This is a genomic window from Bradyrhizobium sp. UNPA324 (genome assembly GCF_006658635.1).
Lineage (GTDB): Bacteria > Pseudomonadota > Alphaproteobacteria > Rhizobiales > Xanthobacteraceae > Bradyrhizobium > Bradyrhizobium nanningense.
In genome coordinates, this window is sequence record NZ_LFJD01000004.1 from 3,702,344 (window position 1) to 3,726,414 (window position 24,071).

Consider the following 24,071-nt stretch of genomic DNA (forward strand, 5'->3'; position numbering starts at 1 on the left):
CTTCGACTGCCCATGTCAGGACTCGATTGTCTCGCGATATGCGGTCTTCCAGCCCCATGCGCCCGAGCCATAGCCGCGCTTCATGACGCGCTCCTTGTAGATCTGCGCGATGATCTCGCCGTCGCCTGCAAGCAACGACTTGGTCGAGCACATTTCGGCACACAGCGGCAGCTTGCCTTCGGCCAGCCGGTTCGCGCCGTATTTCTCGTATTCCTCCTTGCTGCCGTCGGCCTCGGGGCCGCCGGCGCAATAGGTGCATTTGTCCATCTTGCCGCGAGAGCCGAAGTTGCCGACCTTCGGATATTGCGGAGCACCGAACGGGCAGGCGTAGAAACAATAGCCGCAGCCGATGCAGAGATCCTTGGAATGCAGCACGACGCCGTCGGCGGTGGTGTAGAAGCAGTTCACCGGGCACACGGCCGCGCAGGGCGCGTCCGTGCAGTGCATGCAGGCCATCGAGATCGATCGCTCGCCCGGCTTGCCGTCGTTGATGGTGACGACGCGGCGCCGGTTGATGCCCCATGGCACCTCGTGCTCGTTCTTGCAGGCGGTGACGCAGGCGTTGCACTCGATGCAGCGATCGGCGTCGCAGAGAAATTTCATCCGAGCCATCGTCGTTACTCCTAAGCCGCCGCGATTTGGCAGAGAGTGACCTTGGGCTCCTGCATGCCCGTCGCGGGGTCGTATCCGTAGGTCGTGATCGTGTTGGCGCTTTCGCCGAGCACGATCGGGTCGGTGCCCTTCGGGTAATTGCCGCGAAGATCCTTGCCTGCGAACCAGCCGCCGAAGTGGAATGGCATCCAGGCAACGCCCTTGCCCACGCGCTCGGTGACGAGCGCTTTCATCTTCGCCCTGGAATTGTTCTCGGCACCGGTGACCCAAACCCAGCCACCGTCCTTGACACCGCGCTCGGCGGCATCGGCAGGATTGATCTCGATGAACATGTCCTGCTGCAATTCAGCGAGCCACGGGTTGGTTCGGGTCTCCTCGCCGCCGCCCTCATATTCGACCAGGCGGCCGGACGACAGGATGAGCGGGAACTGTTTTGCAATCCCCTTCTCCACCGCCGCCTTCTGCACGGAGAACCCGATATTGGGCATGCGGAACTGCTTGGCGTCGGGCAGCGTCGGATATTTGGCGACGAGGTCGACGCGCGGCGTGTAGATCGGCTCGCGGTGAACAGGAATCGGATCCGGCAAGCCGAAGGCATTCATGCGCGCCTTGCCGTTGCCGTAAGGCACGCAGCCATGGGCCAGCGCCACCCGCTGGATCCCGCCCGACAGGTCGAGCGCCCACGACACCGCGTCCGGATTGGCCGGATTGACCTTGTTGATCACAGCTATTTCCGCTTCGGTTAGCTCGGTGTCCCAGCCGAGCTTCTTCAGGCTCGCCAGCGTGAACTCCGGGTAGCCGTCCTGAATTCCCGACCCCAACGAGTACGAGCCGTCCGCCAGCAGGCTCACCTTCCGGGTCGTGCCGTCCGGCAACTTCTCTTCGCGCTCGATGCCGAACCGCGGCCGGAACGTGCCGCCGCCGTCCATCACGTGCAGATTGGTGTTGTAGAGCAGCGGCGTGCCGGGATGCTTGACCTCCGGTGCCCCCCAGCACGGCCAGGGCAGACCGTAATAGTCGCCTCCGACCTCGGGATCGTCCTTCGGTGCCCGCATCGATAGCATATCGAACTTGGCCTGGTTCTTCATGTGCGCCTTGAGGCGCTCGGGCGATTGCCCGCAATAGCCGGTCGACCAGCTGCCGCGGTTCATCTCGCGCAGCACATCCTCCGCTTCAGGAAGATTGTTCTCGACCTTGATTTTCTTGAACATCTGGTCGGCGAAACCGAGCTTCTTCGCCATCAGGTAGATGACCTCGAGATCATCCTTCGATTCAAAGATTGGCTTCACGATCTGCTCGCCCCATTGCAGCGAGCGGTTGGAGGCGACGCGGGACCCCTTGCATTCGAATTGGGTGGCGACCGGCAGAATGTAGACGCCATCCTTGCGGCCCGCCTCGACGGCGAGCGAGGCCCAGGTCGTCGGATGCGGGTCGGCAATGACGAGCAGCTCGAGCGCCTTCAGACCATTGAGGGACTCAGGAATGCGGGTGATGCTGTTGGAGGCGTGTCCCTGCACGAACACCGCCTTCACATTATCTCTCTGCGCGACCTGATCCTTGGGCAGCGTCACCGCGTCGAACCAACGGGTCAGCGGAATGCCCGGGGTTTCCATGATCTGCTTGGAGTCGAAGCGGGACTTCAGGAAGTCATAATCGACCTCCCAGACCCGCGACCAATGCTTCCAGGCGCCTTCGGCGAGGCCGTAGTAGAACGGCAGCGTGACGATATCGAGCCCGACATCGGTCGCACCCTGCACGTTGTCATGGCCGCGGAAGATGTTGGCGCCAGCGCCGGCCTTACCGACATTGCCGGTCATCAGGAGCGCGATGCAGCTCGCCCGCACGTTGGCGGTGCCGACGGTCTTCTGGGTCTGGCCCATGGCCCAGATGAGGGTTGCCGGCTTCTCGGTGGCGAACATCTTGGCGACGCGCTTGAGCTGCTCGCCGGGAATGCCGGTGACGCGCTCGACTTCTTCCGGGGGCCACTTCTCAACCTCTTTCTTGATGTCGTCGAAACCGTAGACGCGCTGACGGATGAACTCCTTGTCCTCCCACCCGTTCTGGAGAATGTGCCACATCATGCCGTAGAGCACCGGGATGTCGGTGCCCGGCCGCATCCGCACATATTCGGTTGCATGCGCGGCCGTGCGCGTCAGGCGCGGGTCGATGACGACAAAGTTGGCCTTTTGCAGCTCCTTGCCCTCGAGCAGATGTTGCAGCGATACCGGATGCGCTTCGGCCGGATTGCCGCCCAAGACGACCTGTGTCTTCGCATTGCGGATATCATTGTAGCTGTTGGTCATCGCGCCGTAGCCCCAGGTATTGGCGACGCCGGTGACGGTAGTCGAATGGCAGATGCGAGCCTGGTGATCGGTGTTGTTGGTCCCCCAGAACGCACCGAGCTTGCGGAACAGGTAGGCGCCTTCGTTGGTCATCTTGGCCGAGCCGAGCCAATAGACGGAATCGGGGCCCGACTTCTCGCGTACGGCTTGAAGCTTGTCGCCGACCTCGTTGATCGCGGTGTCCCAGGACACGCGTGTCCACTGCCCGCCCACGAGCTTCATCGGATAGCGCAGCCGCCGCTCGCTGTGCACGAGTTCGCGCACCGACGCGCCCTTGGCGCAATGCGAGCCTCGATTGATCGGCGAATCCCAGCTGGGCTCCTGGCCGATCCATACGCCGTTCAAGACTTCGGCAGTCACCGTACAGCCAACCGAGCAATGCGTGCAGATGCTCTTGCGGATGGTCGCGCCTTCGGTGAGCGGACCGGCCTTGGCTGCTTCCGCCTTACGCACGCTGCCGAGCGGCATGGTACCAAGCGCAGCAAGCGCGCCGCCGGCAACACCGGATTTGCGCAGGAAGCTGCGGCGGTCGAGACCGCCGGCCTGTCCCGCAAGAGACTCCATGACGGAGCCCCGGCGCAGGGAATGCTGGTGTGTTCGCTTGATCAGCACGGTCAGCCTCCCTTGGCCGGATAACGATTGACGCGGTAATACGTCTTCACGTGATCGGATTCCTTGTAGCGGGCCTTGCGCTTTTCATCGTTGTTTTCGCTGTCCGCCTGCGCGGACCCGACGAGCGGCGTCGCAAGCGTCGCGCCGGCGCCGACCGTGCCGATGCCGACCTTGCGAAGGAAGTCGCGGCGTCCGACCTTTGCTTTCGTCTCGTCACTCATCGCATCTCTCCTGGACCAAGGCACCTCGGTCAGTTGGCGAATGTGAATGCTTCCGTCTCGATCTCGATGAATGTGCGGCCGACCGCGCCGACTGCCCGATAGAAGTGGACGTTGCCGGCACTCTCCATGTCGGCGAACAACCGCCCCATCCAAGGTGACACATGCTTTTCGAAGAACGCGTGCTGCGCCTCGGGCGAAGCATTGAAGCTGCCGTCGGCAAGACCCGACATGGTCTCGCACAGGATGGCGGCGTGATCCTCAGGTTCGGAATTATTGGCAATCCGCTCAATGCCGAGGCGCGTCAGATCCGCGCGCAGGCGCGACAAGGGCCGTTCGTTCAGAAAACCTGTCAGGTAATAGGAGGCGTAGGGCAACAATTCGCCACGGCCCAGCCCGACGAACAGATCGAAATACTGCCGCTCGACTTGCGCTGCGACCGCGCTCTCGGCGGCATCGGCCAGCGCCGCATGCGCGCGCCCGAGCGGCGTCGCGTTACCGGCCAGCGCAGCGAGCCGATCGAGCAGACGTTTCGACGGAGGCGCAGACAGCAGTGTCGCCAGCAGCGCGTATTCCTGCGCACGCGCGTCATCGACGGGGTCGACCAGTTCTGCGGGCGTGGCCTGTTCGTAGAGATCGGGCCGTAAGTCGTTGCGGGGAACACCCGTCGCGGTTTCGACTGCAATCACCCGTTGTGCGGGCACGCGGGTCCAGTTCGAGATGGAGGGCTGGCTGATGCCGATTTTCCGCGCAAGCTGAGCTATGCCGCCTGCGGCACCGATCGCGCGTTCGAGCCCGTCATCACGCACGTGGACCTCCCATCCAAGAGTCCCGTCTGCTTGATTATTGTCTTTGTTTCAAAGCACTAGGGGAGCGTAATCCTGGTTCCAGAGCTGGTCAATTGCCGCCCATAGCCCGGACCTATAGCCTTTGGTCGTGCTGCTCAGCGCGGCAGTGCACCACCGTGGGTGCGGGGCCCGACGGGCTCCGCAAGATCCGCAGATCTGCCTGAGACCGTCGGTTGCACTGCAGCAGGGCTTGCCGCGCATTCCGTCGCGTTCGACTGCTCGACAGCATCGGATGCGACCGTCGCATCCGCTTGATGCAATTCCACGGGGGAATCCACTGCTTCAATCAACGCCTCTGGGAGAGACTCGACCGCCTCACGCACCCCGCCGACGACGCGATCGACAAGCGCGGCCAATTCCTCCGAGGAGCAATCGAGGGGTCCAAAGCCCGGCATCGCCGTCGGGTCGTTGAAGTCCCATGCATTCTCCGCAAGCCCGATGAAGTCGCGAATGGCGGGATCGGTCGCCCAGGCGCGGCGAAGAGCCGCACGGCTCAATTCCCGGGGAATATTCTTGCTCAGGAAGGCAGTGATGTCGGTCACCGCGTTGATGTCGTCGATCGACGGCAGGCTGGAGAGGTCAAACTCGCTCTCGACGTCCCTGCTCTCGGACGCGGGCGTGGGCTGTGCCTCGGCAGGCTTCGCCGGCTCCGCTCGCGATTCGCGCTTGCGGCGGGACCAACGCGAAAGGAACTCCTCCTCGCTCATTCCTGTCCGCCTTCATGTTCGCGCCGCGCCAACGCCTCCGGGTCGGCTCGGCGCCGCGTACGCTTGACGAACTCCCGCTCGACATGATGCTCGGCAACGAACTTTTCAATGACCTCAAGCAGGGCCTCCGGCATCGGCACCGCCTCGACGAGATTGTCGGCGGCTTCGGTAAAGCCCTCGCCCTCCGCAGGATCGGCGGTCACCGCCGCAACCGCATAGGGCCAGACGCCTTCCGATGGCGTCAGCACAGTCCACAGGCTTGGATTGCTTGAAGCCAGATTGTCACGATAGCGCGCCGTTTCGGACGGATAAAGTTCGATGGCGGCGCTTCCGGCATAGAACAGGGTCGTGTCGTCCTGCTCGCGAAGCACCGTCCAGGGTGTTGTGGCCGGCTCGTCCGGCAGGACGGCAATCCCGCGCCAGACGAAATCGGCCCAAGGCGAGGCCGCCTTGCGCCGCTCGACCACGACGCCGACAGGAATCGAGAGGGACGGCAGCGCAGCAGGGCTCATGTCGCCATCTCCAGACGTTTCACCGGCAGCCCGGTCAGCAGATTCTGCGGCTTCAACCGAAGCTTCTGATCGGGCGTCATCGACAGGATCAAGTAGACGGGCTCATCCCCGACATCGTCGAGCGCGTGGCTGGAATCCGCAAAGGTCAGCCGGAACAGCGCGAGCACGCGGTCCGCGGTCCGCTCGTCGAGTTCTTCGCCGCGCCAAAGACGGTCGCCGAGCCTGGTGGCGTCGGCGTCGAGCCCGACATACCAGCTCAGCTTGGCGTCCTGCAGCGCCCGCAGCGGCTCGATCGTCACGTTGATACCGAGCAGATGGGATACCCAACGCGTCATCGCCAGAGCCAGCGCCGCGGGTCCACGCCCATCGGGCGTGAGGTCGAGAGCCATGTCGAACTGGTCGCTGCGCTGCCAATAGGCCTGCGCATTCTCCTCGCTCAACACCTCGATCGTCGCATCAAGGGCCGCCCCCAGCATCGACATCAGAGAGAGCACCGGGGTCGGGCTCCGGCCGCCGACAATCTCCTCGTCGCCGAGCAACAGGGCCTGCTCATGTGGCAGGATGCGCTGGATCCGGAAGAACAGCTCGGCCGCGCGCAGCACGAACGGGTCGTCGCAACCGTCGAGCGCATTCCGCAGGATGACGTGCACGAGCTGGTTGACGAACAGCGGCGGCAGATCGTTCGCTCCGGACCGTACCGATGCAAGATAGGCGGCTTCGAGCGTCGGATGCCGCACCAGGAGATCGCGAAACGCCAGCACGAAGCGCCAATTCTCCCTCGCATCGGCATCGACGATCGCGGCGACTTCCTCCGCGCTGACCATGCGACGCGGCTCGGCGAGCAGCTCCCGGTGCAGCCGGCGTTCGACGGGGCACGCGTCCTCCGGCGGCATCAGTTCTGGACGGGCAAAATAGGCCTTGAGGAACTCATCGGTGACGCGGAGCCCGCCGCCCTCGTCGCGATCGAGCAGGTGATGGCCACACGCGATCCAGAAATCGTTCATCTGACGGTTGGCTCCCGGCCCAGATCCGCAAGCTTGAGAGCGCCGCCGGGCTCGACGTCGTCCTCCATTTCCATGAACGAGAACGCCTTGCTATGCCCCTGCCCTTCGCGGAGCTGCAGGCGGCGGAAGGACTCGCGCACCTCGCCATCGCTTGAGGTCCGGTGCACTGCAATAAGCGAGCTGATCGGATGGCTGCAGAGCGACTGCGCGAATGCGACCTCCTCTTCCGCGGCCATCTTGGCAACAGCCATATCCGGCGCGCCGAAGCGGTCGACGAGCTGCCCGGCTAGGAGATCGATCAAACCATGGTAGTCGTCCGCGGTGGCCGGAACGATTTGCGCCAATGTCGACCAGCCCCAGGATTGCACCCCGAGGAAGCCGCCGCGAAACGCCGCTCGCTCCTTGCCCTCGAGCCGGGCGCCGTCGCGATCCCAGAAGCGGAACGCGCCGGAGACGGCCCATTCGCCCGGCTCCGCGGCCACGTCGAACACGAAGGTATCGGAGGGATCGAGCGCGATGGTGCGCAGGAGCTTCACAGGCGCGGTCCTCCAAGGGAGGGATCAAGCCAGGACGGCGTCGCGAGCGCCTGCACGAGATCGCTTCGTTCGACCCGATCCGTTCCGATGCGGCGTGTCAGAACATCGCCGCGATCGTCGATGCGCTGAATCGTCTGCCTTTCACGCGGCATCCGGGTGAGATAGTCGCGCGCAAGGCTGTCAAAGCCATCAACCCGCCAGCTATCGAGCGCCAGCATCAGGTGCCGGGCAAAGCTCTCGGTGATCTGCGCGGCGCCGACCTCGCCAAAGCCTTCGTGATCCAGTGCCGAGACCAGCGGGTGAACGCCGGGATCATCATCGCTCATGGCAATTGTCCGGATCATGGCGCCGAACACCAGCCACGGCGGCGGCGCATCCTCGTCGGCATCGGAAGGCCAAGCCATGCGTCCGCCGCCGACCAGCCCGCCGTCGATCCTGACGGCATCCGGCCAGCCGATCGTGATCGGCTTGCTCGGGGGCGCATAGGCGCGAAGCGCATCGGTGAGAGCGACCATGCCGGCGTAAAACGCACGCCGCGCGCTGCGCAAGGGCTCGGCCGGCTCGAGCACGACGGCGAACTCCGCGAGGTCGAAGCGGCCGACATAGACGAGCGTGCCGGCGCCGCTTTCCGGTGCAATGCGGCATGCGTGGGCAAAAGCGTCGCCACTCTCGCGCAGCCGCACCAATGTGAACGGCGGCGGCAGGTGAATCGGTTCCGCCAGGGAAACATGGCTCACTGGGGTCGACGGCAGGCCGTCCTCCGCTTTCCTTTTCTTCCCGATGGATAATGTCTATACGAGACAAGGGGTCGGCGCGAGTCCATCGTCGGCGCCCGAACGGCGGAGGGGTTAACCTGGAGCAACCAGCGAAAACCATCCTGATCTGCTCGTGCGAAGGCACGATGCGCCTCGACGTGGCCGCGATCCGGCGCGGATGTCCGAGCAGCGAGATCAAGAGCTTTAGCCATCTCTGCGGTGCGGAGCTCGATCATTTCCGCAAGATCGCGGCAGCAGAAGGAGCCTTGACCGTTGCCTGCACGCAGCAGGCGGCGCAGTTCTCGGACGAGGCCGGCGACCGGCTTGATGCGATCAATTTCGTCAATGTCCGCGAAACGGCCGGCTGGTCGCGCGACGGCGCGCGCGCTGGCGCGAAAATGGCCGCCCTGCTCGCATCCGCGTCCGTTCCGGCCCCGGACTATCCGCTCGTCACCTTGTCGAGCCAGGGCGTAATCCTGATCTACGGACGCGACGAGGCCGCGATCGAGGCCGGCCGCCTGCTTGCGGATCATCTCGACGTCACGGTGATGCTGAAGCAGCTCGACGACATAACGCCGCCTGCGGCAACGGTCTTCCCGATCGTGAAGGGTACGATCCGCTCCGCGAAGGGGTATTTCGGCGCCTTCGAGCTTGCTATCGACAACTATGCGCGTCCCCGCCCCTCCTCGCGCGATCGCTTCGTGGTGGATGCGGCGCGAAGCGGGGTCACCTCGCGCTGCGACATTGTGCTTGACCTTTCCGGCGATATGCCGCTGTTTCCCGCCCACGACTTACGCGATGGCTATCTTCGCGCCGACACGAATGACCCCGCCGCGGTCTTGCGCGCCGTGCTGATCGCCCGCGATCTCATCGGCAGCTTTGACAAGCCGAAATATGTCGATGTTGCGCCCGCTCTTTGCGCCCATTCGCGCTCGAAGCGCACAGGCTGTCATCGGTGCCTCGATCTCTGCCCGACCGGGGCGATCACGCCCGTCGGCGATCATGTCGCGATCGACCCGAACATCTGCGCCGGCTGCGGCCAATGCGCGGCCGCCTGCCCGACTGGCGCCGCGTCTTACACGCTGCCGCCCGCCGATACGCAGCTGCAGCGAATTCGCGCCATGCTGCTCGCCTATCGCGAGGCCGGCGGCGCAAATGCCGTGCTGCTCTTTCACGACAGCCCGCATGGCACGCCGCTGATCGATGCCCTGGCGCGTCACGGCGACGGCTTGCCGGCGAACGTCCTTCCCTTTGCCGTCAACGAGCTCACGCAGCTCGGGCTGGAGGCGATCGTCGGTGCCTTCGCCTATGGCGTATCCGCCGTGCGCTATCTGCTTCGCGCAAAGCCGCGCCACGATGTGACCGGACTGTCGCAGACGATCGGCACGGCCGAGGCGATCCTTGGCGGTCTCGGATTTGCCGGCCGCCGCCTCGCCACCATCGAAACGGATGATCCCGATGCGCTCGGCGAACATTTGGCTGACATCGGCACCCTCGCGGCCGTCGCAACGCCGGCGACCTTCAAGACCGTAGGCAAGCGGCGCGACCTCTTACGCTTCGGACTGAGCGAGCTGCATCGTCTGGCGCCGAATCCGGTCGACGTGATCGCGCTGCCGAAAGGCGCGCCGATCGGTGCGATCCGCGTCGACGCCAGCGGCTGCACGCTGTGCCTCTCCTGCGTCTCGGCCTGCCCGACCGGCGCGCTACGCGACGACCCCGAGCGGCCCGTGCTGAAATTCATCGAGGATGCCTGCGTGCAATGCGGCCTGTGCCAGAGCACCTGTCCGGAAAAGGTCATCAGCCTCGCGCCGCAAATTGATTTCCGCGCGGCCCGCGCGCCCGCCGCTGTTCTCAAGGAGGAGGAGCCGGCGCTCTGCGTCCGCTGTGGCACACCATTTGGAGTGAAGAGCACGATCGACCGCATCGCTGCGAAGCTCGAAGGCCGCCATTGGATGTACCCGGCCGGCGACAAGCGGATCGAGACGCTCAGGATGTGCGCCGACTGCCGCGTCATCGTCACGAGCGAGCAGCAATTCGATCCGTTCAAGGGCGTTCCGGAACGAACACCGCCGCGGACGACGGACGACTATCTACGTCAGCGCGAGGGCAAGGACTAGACAGGACCACAAGACGTCTACGCAGGGGCAGGAAACCAGGGAAGCATCACCATGTCTCGTTTGATCACAGCTCTGTCGACGTGCATGATCTCCATCGCTCTCGCCGGAGGAGCGGCCGAAGCTGCCGCTCCTCCGCTCACCAAGACACAAAAGGTCGCCGTTAAGCAGGCGATCGTCAGCTGCAAAGCCGAAGCAAAAGGCAAGAAGATCGCTTGGCTGTCGCGCCGCAAATACGTCAACCATTGTGTCGCGGAAGCGCTCAAGGAGCACCCCGGCATCGACGTCATTCACATTCTCAAGCAACATCCGGAGATGAGGGATCTTCCGATGGACAATTGGGATTCGATCTGAGCGGCGGCTATCGCGAGGTCACACGGCCAAGGAAATCGGTGAGCGCGCGGCGGTCCTCGGCCGAGCCGATGCGCTGCTCCGGCATCTTGGTGCCGGGGGTGTAGGCGTTCGGCCCAACCTCGAACAGCTTCGCGACCGTCTCCGGCGTCCAGATGATGTCCATCGTCTTCAGGGCATCGGAGAAACGGTAGCCCGGGAGCGATGCAATCTTCCGGCCATACAGCCCGGCAAGCGTCGGCCCTGCGCGCTGCACCTCCTTCTCCGACAACGTATGACAGGCAACACACGCCCGAAACACATCGGCACCATGATCGCCGGCATAGGCGGCGAGCGGATCGGGCGGTGATCCTGCCAGGTTCGAGCCGATGGGATCGCCGGTGCGCGCATTCCAGCGTCTGATCTTGCTGTCCGCGCCCCCCGTCAGCAGCGTCGCGCCATCCGGGAGGAATGCGACCGACCACACCGGCGGACCAGGTCCAGCCAATGTTCGCAGCAGGCTACGCGACTTGCGATCGATGATCGCCACCGTGCCGCCGATGCCGGCCGCAGCAATCAACGTGCCGTCCGCCGACATTGCCAAAGCCACCACCGGCGTCGGACTGGCCGCGACCTCGCCGCTGACTTTGCCCTCCCCGGTCAGCATGCGCAGCCTGCCATCGACCGCAGCCGTGATGATTTCGCCATCCGGCGCCACGGCCACGGCGTTCAGCGGCGCCGGCAACGTCACGATTTCGGGCTGGCCATCCGGCAAATGCCAGATGCGCAGCGTAAGATCGTAGCCGACGCTGACAAGCCTGCCGTGCGGGGTGAAGGCGACGCCGTTGACGTTCTGCGAATGCCCTTCGAGCACACGCGAGGTGCCATCCGAAAGCGACCAGAGCCGCACCGTCCGATCCCACGACGCCGATGCGAGGAGCGAGCCATCGGGCGACACGGCAAGCGCCACGATCGGCGCGACATGCCCCTCCAGGACGCGGTCCGGCTGAGGGCGGCCCGCCGTCCAAACCGCGATCCGTGCATCCGCACCGGCCGTGATCATGCGGCGGTCCTTCAGCAGGACGACCGCATTGATGCCATCAGCGTGATACCGCAGCACTTGCTCTGCGGTATCCGTCTTGAGTGACCAATGGATCGCCGTCGTGTCGAAGCTCCCGGACAGAAGCTCGTCCCCGTCGGGGGAGACGGCAAGCGCCCGTACGGGGCCGCCGTGTCCCGCCATCTCGGCATGCGCGGATGCGACGGCAAAGATGACCCACAGCGCGGCGGCCATCTTCGCGCACAAAGATGATCTGGTCATTCCTGGCCGGTCCTGGTCACATTCACGCTCGCAAGATTGCCAGAACAGCCGGCAGAGATGAATATCCGAACCGGCCTATTTGGCCGGCGCCGTGGTGGTCTTCGACGAGCCCTCTGGCGCAGCCTGCATTCCAGGCGGACTCTGACCTTGGGGACTTTCGGCGGGCGCGCCACCCGATCCTGTATTGATTGGGCCGGTCCAGCCTTGCGGCTGTGCCTGGCCCTTGTCCTCGGGCGGGGTTTGCGCAGCCGATGGACCGGGCTGTGCGGGTTGCGCGCAGACGCTTCCGGAAAGGCAAAGTGCCGCGAAGCACAAAGTCGTTGTCAGCAATTTCACGCGGGATCCTCCCATATTCATACTGAACTGGGCCGGGCCGCCTTCCGTTCCGAAGCGTGCACCGCAATAATCAATTTACGAATTCGTCGCTTGAACGCCGACAAAGCTCGGACGGACGCTCGTTTCTGACTGCTCACGTCAAGGATGTGTCGTATAGATGGCTTAATGTTCCGATCGACGGAGTCTGAAGATGAAGGCCTTTCTGCTTGGCTGTGTCGCGGCCGTATTGATCGCGATTGCGGGGATGGTGATCTTGAATAGAGTCCAGGAGCCCGTCGCCCAGGCGTTTGCTACGACCGGCGTGCGTCTCTGACAGCCATCCCAATCGGGCTCGACGGAAGCGAGCCAGCCCGGCGTGATCTCAGTCGCGCTTCAGCCCGAGCGCCTTGACGATGGGAGCGAGGCGGGCCAGCTCCTCCTCGACCAGGCGCTGAAACTTGTCGGGACCTGAATCGACGTCCGGCTCCAGACCTTGCGAACGATAGCTTTCCTGCAGCTTTGGATCAGCCATCGCCGTACGGGTCGCAGCAGCGATCCGCTCCACGATCGTATCCGCGGTCGCTCTTGGAGCGAACAAGCCGAACCAGCCGGCGTATCCGAGGCCGGGCATGCCGGCCTCAATCACCGTCGGAATGTCCGGCGCGCCGCTCAACCGCCGATCGCTCGTCACGGCAATCAACCGCAACTTGCCCGCATGATGCAATTGCAGGATCTGGCTTGAGACCACGGCAATGACCGAAGAGATCTGGCCACTCACGAGGTCGTTGGTCGCGGGCCCCATGCCCCGATAAGGGACGTGGACGAAATCCGCGGCAAGGCCCGATTGCTGTCTGAACATCTCCCCGACGAGATGATTGCCGGTGCCGATGCCCGGAGTACCGTAGGAAAGCGTGCCCGGATTGGCCTTGGCGAAAGCTATCAGCTCCCGCAGGTCCCTGACCGGCAAGGAAGGATGAACCGCGAATGCGAGCGTGCTGATGATCAGTCGGTAGATGGCGCGGAAATCGCGAACCCCGTCATAGGCCGACTGCGCCGAGGACAACGGAATCATCACCTGCGTGCTGCCATTGCCGAGCAGAAGCGAATAGCCGTCAGGTGCGCTCTGCGCCACCGCGGCGGAGCCGATGGCGCCGCCGGCGCCGCCGATATTCTCGACATAGATCGGTCCCAGCAGCGAGGCCGTCCTGTCGGCCCAGGGACGGCCGATCTGATCGCCCGCGGCGCCGGCCGTATAGGGAATGACCAGCCTGATGGGCCGGGAGGGGTATTCATCCGCGGCCGCGCCAGCGGGCCAGGCGGCCAGCGCCGCGACCCGCGCCGCCGCATCGAGCAATTCTCGCCGTGAGAAGAGGGGCATCGTCTTTCGTATTCCGGATCGTGCTGACCATGTTGCACGAATGAGGACTTTAAGAAATTGGTAACGATACAAACGCGGTTGAGCGCAATAATGCAAATCGCACGCCGCCGATGTTTCGCCCGCAACGACCCTGCTATAGAACGCAGCGACCGGTCGGTCGATCGTCGCGAATGCCTGGTTTCCTTGATTGCGCATGAACAAGCTCAGCAACACGTTCGACATCGTCATCGAGCCGGCGTTCGACTTTCTGTCCCCGGAATATGCCGAGCTGTTTGATCGCTCGGTCGCGACCGCGTTCCAGCATCCGATCTGGTTGCACAGTCTCTACACCAGGCTCGCCTCGGATGCCGGCGCAACACCGCTGGTCGTCGTCGTCCGCCACCGCGCGACGGGAGCTCTTGCGATGGTGCTGCCCCTGCTCCGGATCCGGCGCGGTCCGATCCGAACGGTCGAATTCGCCGACCTGCGCGTCTCCGACTATCTGGCACCGGTTTGTAGCTCCGACGTATTTTCGCAACTGCTCGATGACGCGGGTGCATGCGCGCAGATTCGGCGCCTCGTTCGCCCTTTCGATCTGCTCCGAATGACCAAGCTGCCCGACAGCCGGCTTCCGATCGAAAATCTCCTGGCTGCATCCCGCCGCGTATCGATGGACACCAATGCCTACGCCACGGTTCTCGTCGCGCCGTTCGAGCAATGGCGGGCCAGCGCGCTCGATCGCTCCTATCAGAAGGAGCTCGCAAAGAAATATCGCCAGTTGCTGAAAAAGGGCGCGCTGAGCTTCTCATGCTGCGACGACAGCGCCGCCGTGCTGGAGGCACTGGAGGTGATGAAGAAGTTTCGTGGTCCGCGGTTTCAGGCCCAAGGCGACGGAGACCTGCTCCAGCGTCCGGAATATTTCGGCTTCTATTCCGACGTGGCCCTTCGTGGTCTCGGCACCTTTGTCCGCCTCTACGCCATGAAGATGGACGGCGAAGTGATTGCCGCCGTGCTCGGACTGTGCCATCGGGACAGCTTCCTCATCATCATGAGCGCCTTCGACATTGCCGGGTACAAGAGCCAGTCCTTGGGCGCGCTGATGTTCGAGCAGGTGGCGCGCGATTGTATCGAGCGCGGCGATCAGATGCTCGATTTCACCATTGGTGACGAGCCCTACAAGAAATTGTTCGGTGGACAGCCGTCGCCGATGTGGGCGGTCACGCAGGTCGGCAGCGCCGCGGGCGCCGTCGCCCTGTTCGCGCTGAATCAGGCGCCCTGGCTGAAGCTGGCGGCCAAGCGGCTATCGGACTTGCGGCTCCTGCCCGCCCGCACCCCGACGCCCACGCGCTGACCGACGGCGGGCGAAGCGCTACAGAGCTCAGGCACGCAGCGCGCCGCGAACACGTCCAAGCCAGCCCGGATGCATTTGATCGACACGGTGTGTCAGGCTGCGCCGCAAGAAGTGCAACCGCCGCCGAACATCCCAGCCGATATCGTTGCGAGACGTCAGGGCCTGACGGAAGCGCGCCATCTTCAGGGACTGCTGGTCCGCCGCGATCTTGTCGCGATCGGAATAGAACTGAGAGATCTTCTCCTGGCCCATGCCGGCGGTCGTGAGCCATCGCGGCACATATTCGGTGCAAAGACGATCGACGTCCACCAGCAGGCGCGCGACACCCGTGCCGGCGGCGGGGCAATTGGTCTGGAACGCATCGCCAATGAGCACGATTCCGGGCTGGAGATGTCCTTCAACGACGGTCAGATCCATCACCCAGTTCTGGACCCGGTCGGTGACGCGGAAATCGCCGAGATAGAGCTGCAATCCCGGCAGCAAACGCAAGACCGTCGCTTCCGGCTCGCGACGCAGCTCGCGCATGATCGGATCGGTCGGGTCGCGGAACATGAAGAGATTGGCCCGCATGCCGCCGCGGACAGGAAACAGGCTGAGATAATCGATGCCGTCAGCCGTCCGCTCGCCATAGCAGGTCAGCGCCTCGAAATCGAACGGGCGACCATCTCGGCGGGCAATCGTGAAGCCGAACGAGACCGAGTGGCGCTCGGCGAGCACGCGCCGCCGGATACCGAGTTTGTAAGCAAGAGCTCCCGCCATACCCGTGGCCAGAACGACGAGGCGCGCAGTCACGTGCAGTCCGGAGGCCAGCTCGAGATGCTGGACGCCGTCGCTGCAGCTGATCGCGGTGACCTCGTCGACGATCAGGCTGGATGGATCGGGCATCTGGCTGCGCGCCATGGCCACGAGATCGGCATAGGGAAATCCGTAGGCTTGGCCGACGCTGACGTCGACCACCTTGCCTTCCCGGATGTTGAGCACCTGATCATATCGACAGGCGACCTTCTCAAGCGCATCGAGGAAGCCCAGCTTTCGCAGCATCGCCAATTGATGGCCGCCGATCTTTTCGACCCTGAATTCGTCCGGATAGACCGCCCTCTTGTCGATCAGGGCAATACGATGCCCCGCCCGCGCCAGCACGGCCGCCGCGAGCGATCCCGCAAGGCCGCCGCCGACGATCGCGATATCCGCGACGGTTCTCGAAGTGCCAGCTGTGGCGATCGGCTCGGTCACAGTTCTGTCCGCCGTCATGATCCAGGCTCCCACGGTCAACTAAAGTCGCACGTGCAATTCTCTGGCCTGATGTCGCAGCGCCGGACCAAACGCGATCATTTCTCGATATCGAGGTTAACGGAGCGGAGAGCCGGTTGTCCCGACATAACCGGCACGCCTCTTGCTGAGGATTCTCGGTAGATTCCAGTTTCTGGCAGCTTGAGGGCCGATACGGGCGAGCCAACCCGCATTCAAACGGCTGATCTCGCCGTTCTCAGCCGTCGATGCGGTGCTACGCCGTCATTCGGTCCGGGCCGGGCCTTGCTCTATTTGAGACAATGAGGACGACGATGTTCCACAGTGAAGCAACCGGCATCACCGCGATGTCGCCGCCGCCGGGATCCTGGACGCCGCCGATTAACACTCGCGGTTTTTCGGCATGCTAGGTTGCCGCCCGTACCGGAACATGTCTCTTCAGGAGAGAGCAGCTCCTTAAGCTTCCATGATCGAATCCATCCTCCAGTTGTTGCGGCGCGACGTCACGCGCGGTGTGGTCGGGACCATCCTCCTCAAGGTTGGTAGCGGCGCGCTTGCGTTTGCGTTGTTCTCGCTGGCGGCACGAACGATGTCGCCCGATGGCTTCGGCATCTTCGCGACCTGGCTTTCGGTGGCCCAGATCGCCGCCGTCGTGGGACTGGTCGGTCAGGAATCGTTGCTGGTGCGCTTCCTGAACGAGTATCAAGTCGGCAACAGGCCAGACCTGATCAAAGGTGTCCTGCTATCGAGCTTCAAGATTACCTCGGTCGCCATGCTGATTGTGATCGCGGGGATCGCCATCGCGGCCAACATGAGGGGCGACTGGTGGCTGCTCATACTTGCGGTGTCCGTGTACACGGCCGTCAACGCTGGCGTGATGCTTGGCAGCCAGATCGCACGTTCGCTGGTCAGCATTCTCATGGGCGAAGGAAACCGCGAGCTGTTCTGGCGGGTCATCGTCGTCCTCTTCCTGGTCGCCATGCTGTTCGCTCACCGGCAACTCGATCCCGCCGAGTTGATCGCGGTGATGACAATTGCGATGTCGGTCGGCCTGGCTGCGCAGATCATTTCGATTGCGCGCGTGCTGCCTGATTTGCGCGGCACCGCGGCCCGCTCCGAAACGTCGCGCTGGCGGTCGAGCGCCCTTCACTTCTGGATCGCATCCATCCTTGAAGTCGCAAACCAGTATTTCGACGTCATCCTGGTCTACTGGATGCTGGATCCGGCGACGGCCGGTATCTACTTTGCCGCCTCGCGCCTGGCCAACATCTTCGCCATGGTGTCCGCGGCGCTGTATACGTTCGGCGCGCGCCGGCTCCCCTCGCTGTATTTCAGCAAGAACCATCGTGAGTTCGAGCGAACCTTGCGGTTGATGGCGGAGGTGACCGCGCTATGCGTGGCCGCCGGGCTCGCCACGATCTGGATCGGCGGCCCCTATCTCCTCAACCTGTTTGGACCTCATTTCACCGAACAGCATTCGGTCCTCATCGTCCTTGCAATCGGAACGGCGATCCAGGCCGCAGGCGGCCCTTCCGCTGCGATCCTGCAGCTGACCGGCCATGAACGAATCTATGTTCCCGTCGTTGCCGCCAATGTCGCGCTGCGTCTCGCGGGATTTCTCGTCCTCATTCCCTGGCTCGGCGTGCTTGGCGCGGCGATTTCAGCCACAGTATCTCTGGCGCTCGCGACCATAGCCCTGAACGTGCTCTGCCGCCGGCGATCAGGGGTCGATCCCTCAATTCTCGTGCTTTTGCGCTTCACCGCCATGAAGCGCGGCAATTATGCAGTTCGCGGCGCCGACTCCAGTGATTAGCCGGCGTTCACGCGTCGGCGGCGCGCAAGTTCGCTTGGTTAACACGCTCGCTGCGCACCATCCGGGAACCAGCGAAATAGCTGCACGAATGATGTCGACGGTCGACCCCGCATTAACTCCGTTTGTGGCTAGTCGGTGTCCACGCGATGCCCGCATGATAGGTACGGAGTTAAGAAGGTGAAGATTTCGTTTCTCTAGCGGGTCGGGATCCGTGCTGCATTATCAGCCGAACAAGGAATTGGGCGAGACGACCGCGGCAGCATCCGCGTGGTCAAACGGCAGCGAACGGAAGCCGCACGTGCTTCTCGCGCAAACGCAGGCCGAGAACGCCGGTGCGCAGGAGATCTCCAGGCTGCTCGGCGCCGGGCTGACCGCTCGCGGCTATCGCGTCACCAATCTGTTCTTCTTCCGCAAATCGGATTCCTTCGACGAGCCCCCCGATACGCTGTACTGCGCGCCGAGCCGGCCGGGCAATCCATTCGCGCTGCTGCGGATGCTGTGGACGCTCGCTCGCCATATCAGGACCATCAGGCCCGACGCCGTCCTGACATTCCAGCATTTCGGCAACGTCATCGGCGCCGGCGTGACGCGCCTCGTCAGCCGCGCACCTGTGGTCGCCAATCAGGTTTCATCCGCGTTGGCGATGAGCTGGCCGGTCCGCACCGCCGACATCGTCATGGGCAGCCTCGGCTTCTTCGACAGCATCACGCTCAATTCGCAGGACATGGAACGCGAGTATTCGCGTTACCCCGCGGCCTACCGTTCGCGCATGGTGCATGTGCCGCACGGCTTCGATGACAAGGCCCTCACCCTGTCGAAGGACGCCGCACGACAGAAGTTCAATCTGCCGCCGGATCGCGTCTTGCTCGGCTGCGCGGCGCGGCTGCATCCGCACAAGCGGCTCGACATGGCGATACGCCTGTTACCGGATCAGCCGTCCTGGCACCTTGCGCTCGCCGGCCAGGGCGCCGACGAGGCCCGGCTGAGGCAACTGGCGGACGAGTTGAAGGTGTCGGACAGGCTGCATTTGCTCGGGGAAATTCCCCCCAGCCGAATGGCGGACTTTCTCGCCTGTCTGGACGTGTTCGTGTTCCCGACACAGGCCGAAACCTTCGGTCTGGCCGCGGTCGAGGCTGCAAATGCCGGTGTTCCCTCCGTCGTGACCGATCTTCCCGTCCTGCGCGAAGTGCTGTCCTGCGAAGGCAAGCCGACTGCGCTCTTCGTTGATGCCTCCGATCCTGCGAAGCTCTCGGCAGCCGTCTCCAGGCTGCTGACGGACCAACATCTGAGCGAGGCACTGCGACAAAACGCCAAAGGCCTGAGGCTGCGCTATTCGGTAGATGCCATGGTGGAGGAATACGTTCGTATTCTCGGCCAGGTCATTTGACCTGACACGTTGGAATGGGCTCGACATGATCATCGAGTTTCGCTGTGAACGAGAGTACGCGCGGCGGTGGATGGACCGCGAGACGCTGACGATCGACGGCCGGGATGTTCCGGTTCAGATCGCGTGGGCGGCCACGGCCGAGCCGCGGCCCGCGGGTCTCGACGCCCTGTTCGAGCTCGAACGCGTGGTGTTGCACAAGGGCAAGCATAGCGGCGGCAACAGGCTCGACATCATTCCGCAGCGGACGCAGGTTCATACCGAAACCACCGACGTGATCGTCGATTTCACCGGCGGCGCACGCGATCCGAGCAGCTCCGCCCGGCTGTATCTCCGTCCGCTGTTCAATGGCGTTGCAGGCGAAAACGCCGCCCTTGCCGCCATTCTGGCCGGCGACCTGCCGGTGATCGACATCGTCAACGAGGCCGACGGCTCTATCATGGATCGCGGCCATCCATCCGGCGAAATTGCCGCCGGTCTCAGCGGCGCACTCGAAACCGTCATGGCGCGAACCCTGACCATGGTGGCGGCGATCCTGTCGGGAAGGCCGCGTATTGTGCCGCAGCTGGCGCGCCCCGTTGAAAACGGCCCGCACCGCGGACCGGTTGGCTATGTCGCGCGCGGCCTGGCCGTATCGATTGCCAAGGAGATCTATCGTCTCTGCTGCTATGCCCCGCATTGGCATATCGGATGGCGCTTCAATGACGGCGCGGGCGTCTGTCAAACCGGCGATCTATCGGGTCCGAGCTGGAACGTTCTGGAAGATCCCGGAAACCACTTCTACGCCGATCCCTTTCCGATCACGTGGCAGGGGCGAACATTCGTCTTCTTCGAAGACCTCGACCACCGCGTCGGAAAAGGCATCATTTCGGCGATCGAGTTCGGCGACAACGGACCGGTCGGCGAGGCCGTGCCGGTGCTTGAGGAGCCCTGGCACCTCTCCTATCCGTTTCTGATCGAAGACGGCGGCGCGTTGTGGATGATCCCGGAGAGCTCGACCCACGGCGACGTCGCCCTCTACAAATGCGTCCGGTTCCCGGACAAATGGGAGCGGCACGCGACGCTACTGTCAGGCCTCGAGCTGGCTGACGTGACGATCACGCGACACAACGGCCTGCATTATCTGTTCGGCGCCTGGCGCGACGGGACCGCCGGCTACTCGGATTCGCTGGCGATCTATTACGCGGAGCACCTCCTGGGGCCCTGGTTGCCCCATGCCAGCAATCCGGTCCTGATCGACCGCGCGAGCACGCGGCCGGCGGGGAATTTCATCACGATCAACGACAAATTGTGGCGCCCGGTCCAGAACTGCACCGACGGATACGGCGCGGCGCTCGCGCTGGCGGAAGTGGTCGAACTGTCGCCGACGGCCTTCAGGCAGATCGTGCGCCATTCGCTGAAGCCCGGACCGGTATGGCCCGGCAGGAAGCTCCACACCCTGAACCGCTGCGGCCGGCTCGAGCTGATCGACGGCTCGCACGTCCAACCCAAGACCCGCGCCTTCACGACCAGATTTCCATCGGCCGCCTCGTCTCCGCGAACCAGCCCATACACCGCCGGCTAGCGCGGGTGGCTAAACAGATCCGTCGTGGCGTCGTCGACCGCGATCTCGACCAGCGCGGGACCGCGTGAGGCCAGCGCTTCGCTCAAGATGCGGTCGACATCGCCGGCATCGGTTATGCGCTGCCCTACGCAGCCCATTCCCTTGGCGAGCGCGACGAAGTCGAGCCCGGGCAGATCGATTCCGGGCGGGCAATGCGCCTGCATGAGCTGGCTGAAGGCGCGCATTGCGCCATAGCCCGAATTGTTCATGATCACGAAGGTGACCGGCAAGCTGCGCTGCGCCGCCGTCCAGATCGCCTGGATGCAGTACATCGCCGAACCGTCGCCGATCAAGGCAACGATGCGGCGACCGGGCCGCGCCAGCGCCACGCCGACCGAAGCCGGCAGGCTGTAGCCAAGTCCGCCACTCGCCATCGTGTAGAAACTGTCCGTGCCCGGCCGCGGCATGAATTGCTGAATTGCGGGCCGATGCGATGGCGCCTCCTCGACAACGATCGCATCCGGCGGCATCAGCGCCGACAACCGGCTGAGCGCATAGGCCGGCGGAATCGGATTTTGTGCGGGAGGCGCGCCGGGCCGTGCCCGCGCGGCCGGCATCTCGCGGTTCGCGATGTCGGGCAGCGCCGACTGAAGCGCGATGAGCGCCTTTGGAAGCGTGCTGATGATGCTATTACCCACGGCCGCGGACGCGGCTTCAGTCGGATCGTCGGTGATCTGCCAAACCGGGGTTCCGTTGTCCAGCAGATCGCATTGTCCCTCGACATGGAAGGTGAACACGGGCGCTCCGACCACGACGATCAGATCGGCCCCGCGCAAGGCGCGCGCGAGCCCACCGGGAGCTGCCGGAAGGAAGCCGGCGAATTGTGGATGCAATTCCGGAAAGCTCGAACGGCTCGACATCGGGCTTGCCCACATGGCCGCCCTCGCCTGTTCGGCAACCGCGACCATCGCCCCGACGCAGGCGTTGCGATCGATGTCGGGCCCGACGACGAAGGCAGGTTTCCGGGCCGCTGCGATGGCCGCACCGAGCCGAACGATCGCCGCCGGGTCAGGCGCAAATTCCGTCGCGATATAACGGACCGGCGGAGCGGCCGCCGGCCGCGCCCAATCGTCCGACGGCACCGACACGAAGGTCGGACCGCGTGGATGCTGCATGGCGATGAGGAAGGCCTGCGCGATCGCTGCTGGGACATCCTCTGCGCGCGCAGGTTCCGCACTCCATTTCACATAGGGCTTTGGAAATTGCTCGGCGTCCTCGGCAAACAGATAAGGCCGCATTCGCAGCAGGCTGCGCGCCTGCTGCCCCGCCGTCACCACCATCGGCGTCTTGTTGCGGAACGCCGTGAAGAGATTGCCGAGCGCGTGGCCGAGCCCGGCCGCCGAATGCAGATTGACGAAAGCCGGCCGTCCCGTGGCCTGGGCGTAGCCATCCGCCATGCCGACGACGCAGCCTTCCTGCAAGCCGAGGACATAGTCGATGTCGTCGGGCCAGTCGCCGAGAAAGGCGAGCTCCGTCGAGCCGGGATTACCGAAGACGCGGTCGACGCCAAAGGAGCGAAGCACACCGAGAGTCGCCTCCCGAACCGTCAGGGTTTTGGAGTTCATTGGAAGATTTCCTTGGGTGCTTCGCTTTCAGGCCCATCAGAACGGATAGTGCTGGGGCTGCGTCTCGATGGTGATCCAGCGCAGATCGGTGAACTCGGCGATCCCGGCCTGGCCGCCGAAGCGGCCGTAGCCCGATCCCTTCACGCCACCGAACGGCATCTGCGCCTCGTCATGCACAGTCGGGCCATTGACGTGGCAGATGCCGCTCTCGATGCGCTGCGCCACCGTCAATGCACGGGCGACGTCGCGTCCGAACACGGCGGCCGAGAGGCCGTATTCGGTGTCATTGGCGAGCCGCACCGCCTCGTCGACGCCGCGCGCGCGGATCACGGAGACGACGGGACCAAAGCTCTCCTCGGTATAGATGCGCATGCCGGGCGCGACCCGGTCGAGCACGGTTGCCGGAACGACCGTGCCGGCGCGCTCGCCACCCGCGAGCTTGACCGCGCCCTTGCCGATGGCGTCGTCGATCAGTGCGACGACGTGCCTGGCCGGAGCTTCGTCGATCATCGAGCCGACGACGACCGGACCGGAGCGCGGATCCCCGGCCGGAAGCGCGCTCGCCTTCTTCGCGAGCTTCTCGACAAAGGATGCCGCCACCGCTTCATCGACGATCACGCGCTCGGTCGACATGCAGACCTGCCCCTGGTTGATGAAGGCGCCGAACGCGACGGCCGCGACGGCTGCGTCGAGATCGGCATCGTCGAGCACGACCAGCGGCGCCTTACCGCCGAGCTCGAGCAGCACCGGCTTGAGGTGGCGTCCGGCGAGTTCGGCGATGACGCGGCCGACGCGCGTCGACCCGGTGAAGTTGATCCGCCGTACCGCGGGATTGGCGATGAGGCGCTCGACCAATGCGGGCGCGTCGGCCGGCGCATTGGTCAGAACGTTGACGACGCCGGGCGGGAAGCCAGCGTCCTTGAATACCTCACCGACCAGCCGGTGCGTTCCCGGACAGATCTCGGACGCCTTGAGCACCACCGTGTTGCCGCAGGCGAGCGGCGCCGCCACGGCGCGGAAGCCGAGAATGATCGGTGCATTCCACGGCGCGATGCCGAGGCAGACGCCGGCGGGCTGGCGAACGGACATCGCGAGGCATCCCGGCTTGTCGGACGGGATCACTTCGCCCGCGATCTGCGTCGTCAGCGCCGCCGCCTCGCGCAGCATGCCGGATGCGAGCTTGACGTTGAAGGCTGACCAGACCTCGGTCGTGCCGATCTCGGCCATCATGATCTTGATGAAGGCGTCGCGCTTGGCGTCCAGCGCATCGGCCGCCCTCAGCAGCAGAGCGCGCCTTGCGTTCGGGCCGAGCGCCGACCACCCCGGCAATGCGGCGGCAGCCGACGCCACCGCGGCGTCTGCATCCGAAGCCGTCGCGGCGGCCGCACGGGTTGCGACCTCCTGCGAAAGCGGATTGCGCCGCTCGAACACCTTGCTGGTCGAAGCGGCCTGATCTTGTCCGTTGATGAGAAGACTGACGTCCATGAGAACCTCCCTGATGACCTTCTGCTGCCTTGGCCGAGC

21 protein-coding genes are annotated in these 24,071 nt (G+C 64.3%); 7 read left to right on the forward strand and 14 right to left on the reverse strand.

The window, feature by feature from the left end; all coding sequences use genetic code 11:
* Positions 1-15: 15 nt before the first annotated feature.
* The 9 genes from fdh3B to UNPA324_RS18030 form a co-directional block, all read right to left on the reverse strand.
* On the reverse strand, positions 16-612 hold the full coding sequence (gene fdh3B / locus UNPA324_RS17990; RefSeq protein ID WP_007592757.1) for a formate dehydrogenase FDH3 subunit beta: 597 nt from the start codon (positions 610-612) through the stop codon (positions 16-18).
* Between the two features lie 11 nt (positions 613-623).
* Positions 624-3,518 carry a formate dehydrogenase subunit alpha gene (locus UNPA324_RS17995; RefSeq protein ID WP_430641965.1) on the reverse strand — a complete coding sequence of 965 codons (2,895 nt, stop codon included), beginning with the start codon at positions 3,516-3,518 and terminating at the stop codon, positions 624-626.
* A 50-nt stretch (positions 3,519-3,568) separates the two neighbouring features.
* Positions 3,569-3,787, reverse strand: coding sequence for a twin-arginine translocation signal domain-containing protein (locus UNPA324_RS18000; protein ID WP_128922531.1), 219 nt, complete (start codon positions 3,785-3,787; stop codon positions 3,569-3,571).
* 29 nt (positions 3,788-3,816) lie between these two features.
* Positions 3,817-4,593, reverse strand: coding sequence for a molecular chaperone TorD family protein (locus UNPA324_RS18005; RefSeq protein WP_141935242.1), 777 nt, complete (start codon positions 4,591-4,593; stop codon positions 3,817-3,819).
* A gap of 134 nt (positions 4,594-4,727) precedes the next feature.
* Entirely contained in the window at positions 4,728-5,339 is a 612-nt protein-coding gene (locus UNPA324_RS18010) for a DUF3306 domain-containing protein (protein WP_128922533.1), read from the reverse strand.
* Positions 5,336-5,851 carry a DUF3305 domain-containing protein gene (locus UNPA324_RS18015; RefSeq protein WP_128922534.1) on the reverse strand — a complete coding sequence of 172 codons (516 nt, stop codon included), beginning with the start codon at positions 5,849-5,851 and terminating at the stop codon, positions 5,336-5,338. Before UNPA324_RS18015 ends, UNPA324_RS18010 begins: the two co-directional genes overlap by 4 nt.
* The gene (locus UNPA324_RS18020; protein WP_141935243.1) at positions 5,848-6,855 is read right to left on the reverse strand and encodes a DUF6352 family protein; all 1,008 of its coding nucleotides are present in this window, start codon (positions 6,853-6,855) and stop codon (positions 5,848-5,850) included. The genes UNPA324_RS18015 and UNPA324_RS18020 overlap by 4 nt, the downstream gene beginning before the upstream one ends.
* Positions 6,852-7,391 (reverse strand): DUF6505 family protein, encoded by a 540-nt coding sequence (locus UNPA324_RS18025; protein ID WP_141935244.1) that lies wholly within the window; start codon positions 7,389-7,391, stop codon positions 6,852-6,854. Before UNPA324_RS18025 ends, UNPA324_RS18020 begins: the two co-directional genes overlap by 4 nt.
* A complete protein-coding gene (locus UNPA324_RS18030) occupies positions 7,388-8,128 on the reverse strand; it encodes a biotin/lipoate--protein ligase family protein (protein WP_246667187.1) in 741 nt (246 codons plus the stop codon). The genes UNPA324_RS18025 and UNPA324_RS18030 overlap by 4 nt, the downstream gene beginning before the upstream one ends.
* Before the next feature lie 164 nt (positions 8,129-8,292).
* Here UNPA324_RS18030 and UNPA324_RS18035 point away from each other — a divergent pair, with 164 nt between their 5' ends.
* Together UNPA324_RS18035 and UNPA324_RS18040 are read left to right on the forward strand one after the other, a co-directional pair.
* A complete protein-coding gene (locus UNPA324_RS18035; RefSeq protein ID WP_141935245.1) occupies positions 8,293-10,263 on the forward strand; it encodes a 4Fe-4S binding protein in 1,971 nt (656 codons plus the stop codon).
* A gap of 51 nt (positions 10,264-10,314) precedes the next feature.
* Complete coding sequence (locus tag UNPA324_RS18040; RefSeq protein WP_245471868.1) at positions 10,315-10,614, forward strand: hypothetical protein; 300 nt, start codon at positions 10,315-10,317, stop codon at positions 10,612-10,614.
* A gap of 7 nt (positions 10,615-10,621) precedes the next feature.
* Here UNPA324_RS18040 and UNPA324_RS18045 read toward each other — a convergent pair whose 3' ends face one another.
* A complete protein-coding gene (locus UNPA324_RS18045) occupies positions 10,622-11,911 on the reverse strand; it encodes a c-type cytochrome (protein ID WP_141935246.1) in 1,290 nt (429 codons plus the stop codon).
* A 526-nt stretch (positions 11,912-12,437) separates the two neighbouring features.
* Here UNPA324_RS18045 and UNPA324_RS35965 point away from each other — a divergent pair.
* Entirely contained in the window at positions 12,438-12,560 is a 123-nt protein-coding gene (locus UNPA324_RS35965) for a hypothetical protein (protein ID WP_283810252.1), read from the forward strand.
* 48 nt (positions 12,561-12,608) lie between these two features.
* Here UNPA324_RS35965 and UNPA324_RS18050 read toward each other — a convergent pair whose 3' ends face one another.
* On the reverse strand, positions 12,609-13,604 hold the full coding sequence (locus tag UNPA324_RS18050; protein ID WP_141938908.1) for a Bug family tripartite tricarboxylate transporter substrate binding protein: 996 nt from the start codon (positions 13,602-13,604) through the stop codon (positions 12,609-12,611).
* Between the two features lie 193 nt (positions 13,605-13,797).
* On the opposite strand from UNPA324_RS18050, the gene UNPA324_RS18055 reads away from it, so the two are divergent.
* Positions 13,798-14,934, forward strand: a complete 1,137-nt coding sequence (locus UNPA324_RS18055; protein WP_128922540.1) for a GNAT family N-acetyltransferase — start codon at positions 13,798-13,800, stop codon at positions 14,932-14,934.
* A gap of 27 nt (positions 14,935-14,961) precedes the next feature.
* Here the strand turns inward: UNPA324_RS18055 and UNPA324_RS18060 are convergent, their stop codons facing one another.
* On the reverse strand, positions 14,962-16,185 hold the full coding sequence (locus tag UNPA324_RS18060; protein WP_141935247.1) for an FAD-dependent oxidoreductase: 1,224 nt from the start codon (positions 16,183-16,185) through the stop codon (positions 14,962-14,964).
* Positions 16,186-16,648: 463 nt separating this feature from the next.
* On the opposite strand from UNPA324_RS18060, the gene UNPA324_RS18065 reads away from it, so the two are divergent.
* The 3 genes from UNPA324_RS18065 (at position 16,649) to UNPA324_RS18075 (ending at position 20,943) form a co-directional block, all read left to right on the forward strand.
* Positions 16,649-17,995, forward strand: a complete 1,347-nt coding sequence (locus tag UNPA324_RS18065) for a lipopolysaccharide biosynthesis protein (protein WP_141935248.1) — start codon at positions 16,649-16,651, stop codon at positions 17,993-17,995.
* A gap of 211 nt (positions 17,996-18,206) precedes the next feature.
* Positions 18,207-19,382: a glycosyltransferase family 4 protein gene (locus UNPA324_RS18070; RefSeq protein WP_128922543.1), complete on the forward strand. Its 1,176-nt coding sequence runs from the start codon at positions 18,207-18,209 to the stop codon at positions 19,380-19,382.
* Positions 19,383-19,407: 25 nt separating this feature from the next.
* Complete coding sequence (locus tag UNPA324_RS18075) at positions 19,408-20,943, forward strand: glucosamine inositolphosphorylceramide transferase family protein (protein ID WP_141935249.1); 1,536 nt, start codon at positions 19,408-19,410, stop codon at positions 20,941-20,943.
* Here the strand turns inward: UNPA324_RS18075 and mdlC are convergent.
* Together mdlC and UNPA324_RS18085 are read right to left on the reverse strand one after the other, a co-directional pair.
* Complete coding sequence (gene mdlC / locus UNPA324_RS18080; RefSeq protein ID WP_141935250.1) at positions 20,940-22,547, reverse strand: benzoylformate decarboxylase; 1,608 nt, start codon at positions 22,545-22,547, stop codon at positions 20,940-20,942. The genes UNPA324_RS18075 and mdlC overlap by 4 nt on opposite strands.
* A 36-nt stretch (positions 22,548-22,583) precedes the next feature.
* Positions 22,584-24,032 (reverse strand): aldehyde dehydrogenase, encoded by a 1,449-nt coding sequence (locus UNPA324_RS18085; protein WP_141935251.1) that lies wholly within the window; start codon positions 24,030-24,032, stop codon positions 22,584-22,586.
* Positions 24,033-24,071 lie beyond the last annotated feature (39 nt).

What these genes read in the sequence shown, in the direction of transcription:
- fdh3B (WP_007592757.1), bottom strand. Translation starts at nt 612, where the DNA reads ATGGCTCGGATGAAATTTCTCTGCGACGCCGATCGCTGCATCGAGTGC.
- UNPA324_RS17995 (WP_430641965.1), bottom strand. Translation starts at nt 3,518, where the DNA reads ATGGAGTCTCTTGCGGGACAGGCCGGCGGTCTCGACCGCCGCAGCTTC.
- UNPA324_RS18000 (WP_128922531.1), bottom strand. Translation starts at nt 3,787, where the DNA reads ATGAGTGACGAGACGAAAGCAAAGGTCGGACGCCGCGACTTCCTTCGC.
- UNPA324_RS18010 (WP_128922533.1), bottom strand. Translation starts at nt 5,339, where the DNA reads ATGAGCGAGGAGGAGTTCCTTTCGCGTTGGTCCCGCCGCAAGCGCGAA.
- UNPA324_RS18015 (WP_128922534.1), bottom strand. Translation starts at nt 5,851, where the DNA reads ATGAGCCCTGCTGCGCTGCCGTCCCTCTCGATTCCTGTCGGCGTCGTG.
- UNPA324_RS18020 (WP_141935243.1), bottom strand. Translation starts at nt 6,855, where the DNA reads ATGAACGATTTCTGGATCGCGTGTGGCCATCACCTGCTCGATCGCGAC.
- UNPA324_RS18035 (WP_141935245.1), top strand. Translation starts at nt 8,293, where the DNA reads ATGCGCCTCGACGTGGCCGCGATCCGGCGCGGATGTCCGAGCAGCGAG.
- UNPA324_RS18040 (WP_245471868.1), top strand. Translation starts at nt 10,315, where the DNA reads ATGTCTCGTTTGATCACAGCTCTGTCGACGTGCATGATCTCCATCGCT.
- UNPA324_RS18045 (WP_141935246.1), bottom strand. Translation starts at nt 11,911, where the DNA reads ATGACCAGATCATCTTTGTGCGCGAAGATGGCCGCCGCGCTGTGGGTC.
- UNPA324_RS35965 (WP_283810252.1), top strand. Translation starts at nt 12,438, where the DNA reads ATGAAGGCCTTTCTGCTTGGCTGTGTCGCGGCCGTATTGATCGCGATT.
- UNPA324_RS18050 (WP_141938908.1), bottom strand. Translation starts at nt 13,604, where the DNA reads ATGCCCCTCTTCTCACGGCGAGAATTGCTCGATGCGGCGGCGCGGGTC.
- UNPA324_RS18055 (WP_128922540.1), top strand. Translation starts at nt 13,798, where the DNA reads ATGAACAAGCTCAGCAACACGTTCGACATCGTCATCGAGCCGGCGTTC.
- UNPA324_RS18060 (WP_141935247.1), bottom strand. Translation starts at nt 16,185, where the DNA reads ATGACGGCGGACAGAACTGTGACCGAGCCGATCGCCACAGCTGGCACT.
- UNPA324_RS18065 (WP_141935248.1), top strand. Translation starts at nt 16,649, where the DNA reads ATGATCGAATCCATCCTCCAGTTGTTGCGGCGCGACGTCACGCGCGGT.
- UNPA324_RS18075 (WP_141935249.1), top strand. Translation starts at nt 19,408, where the DNA reads ATGATCATCGAGTTTCGCTGTGAACGAGAGTACGCGCGGCGGTGGATG.
- mdlC (WP_141935250.1), bottom strand. Translation starts at nt 22,547, where the DNA reads ATGAACTCCAAAACCCTGACGGTTCGGGAGGCGACTCTCGGTGTGCTT.
- UNPA324_RS18085 (WP_141935251.1), bottom strand. Translation starts at nt 24,032, where the DNA reads ATGGACGTCAGTCTTCTCATCAACGGACAAGATCAGGCCGCTTCGACC.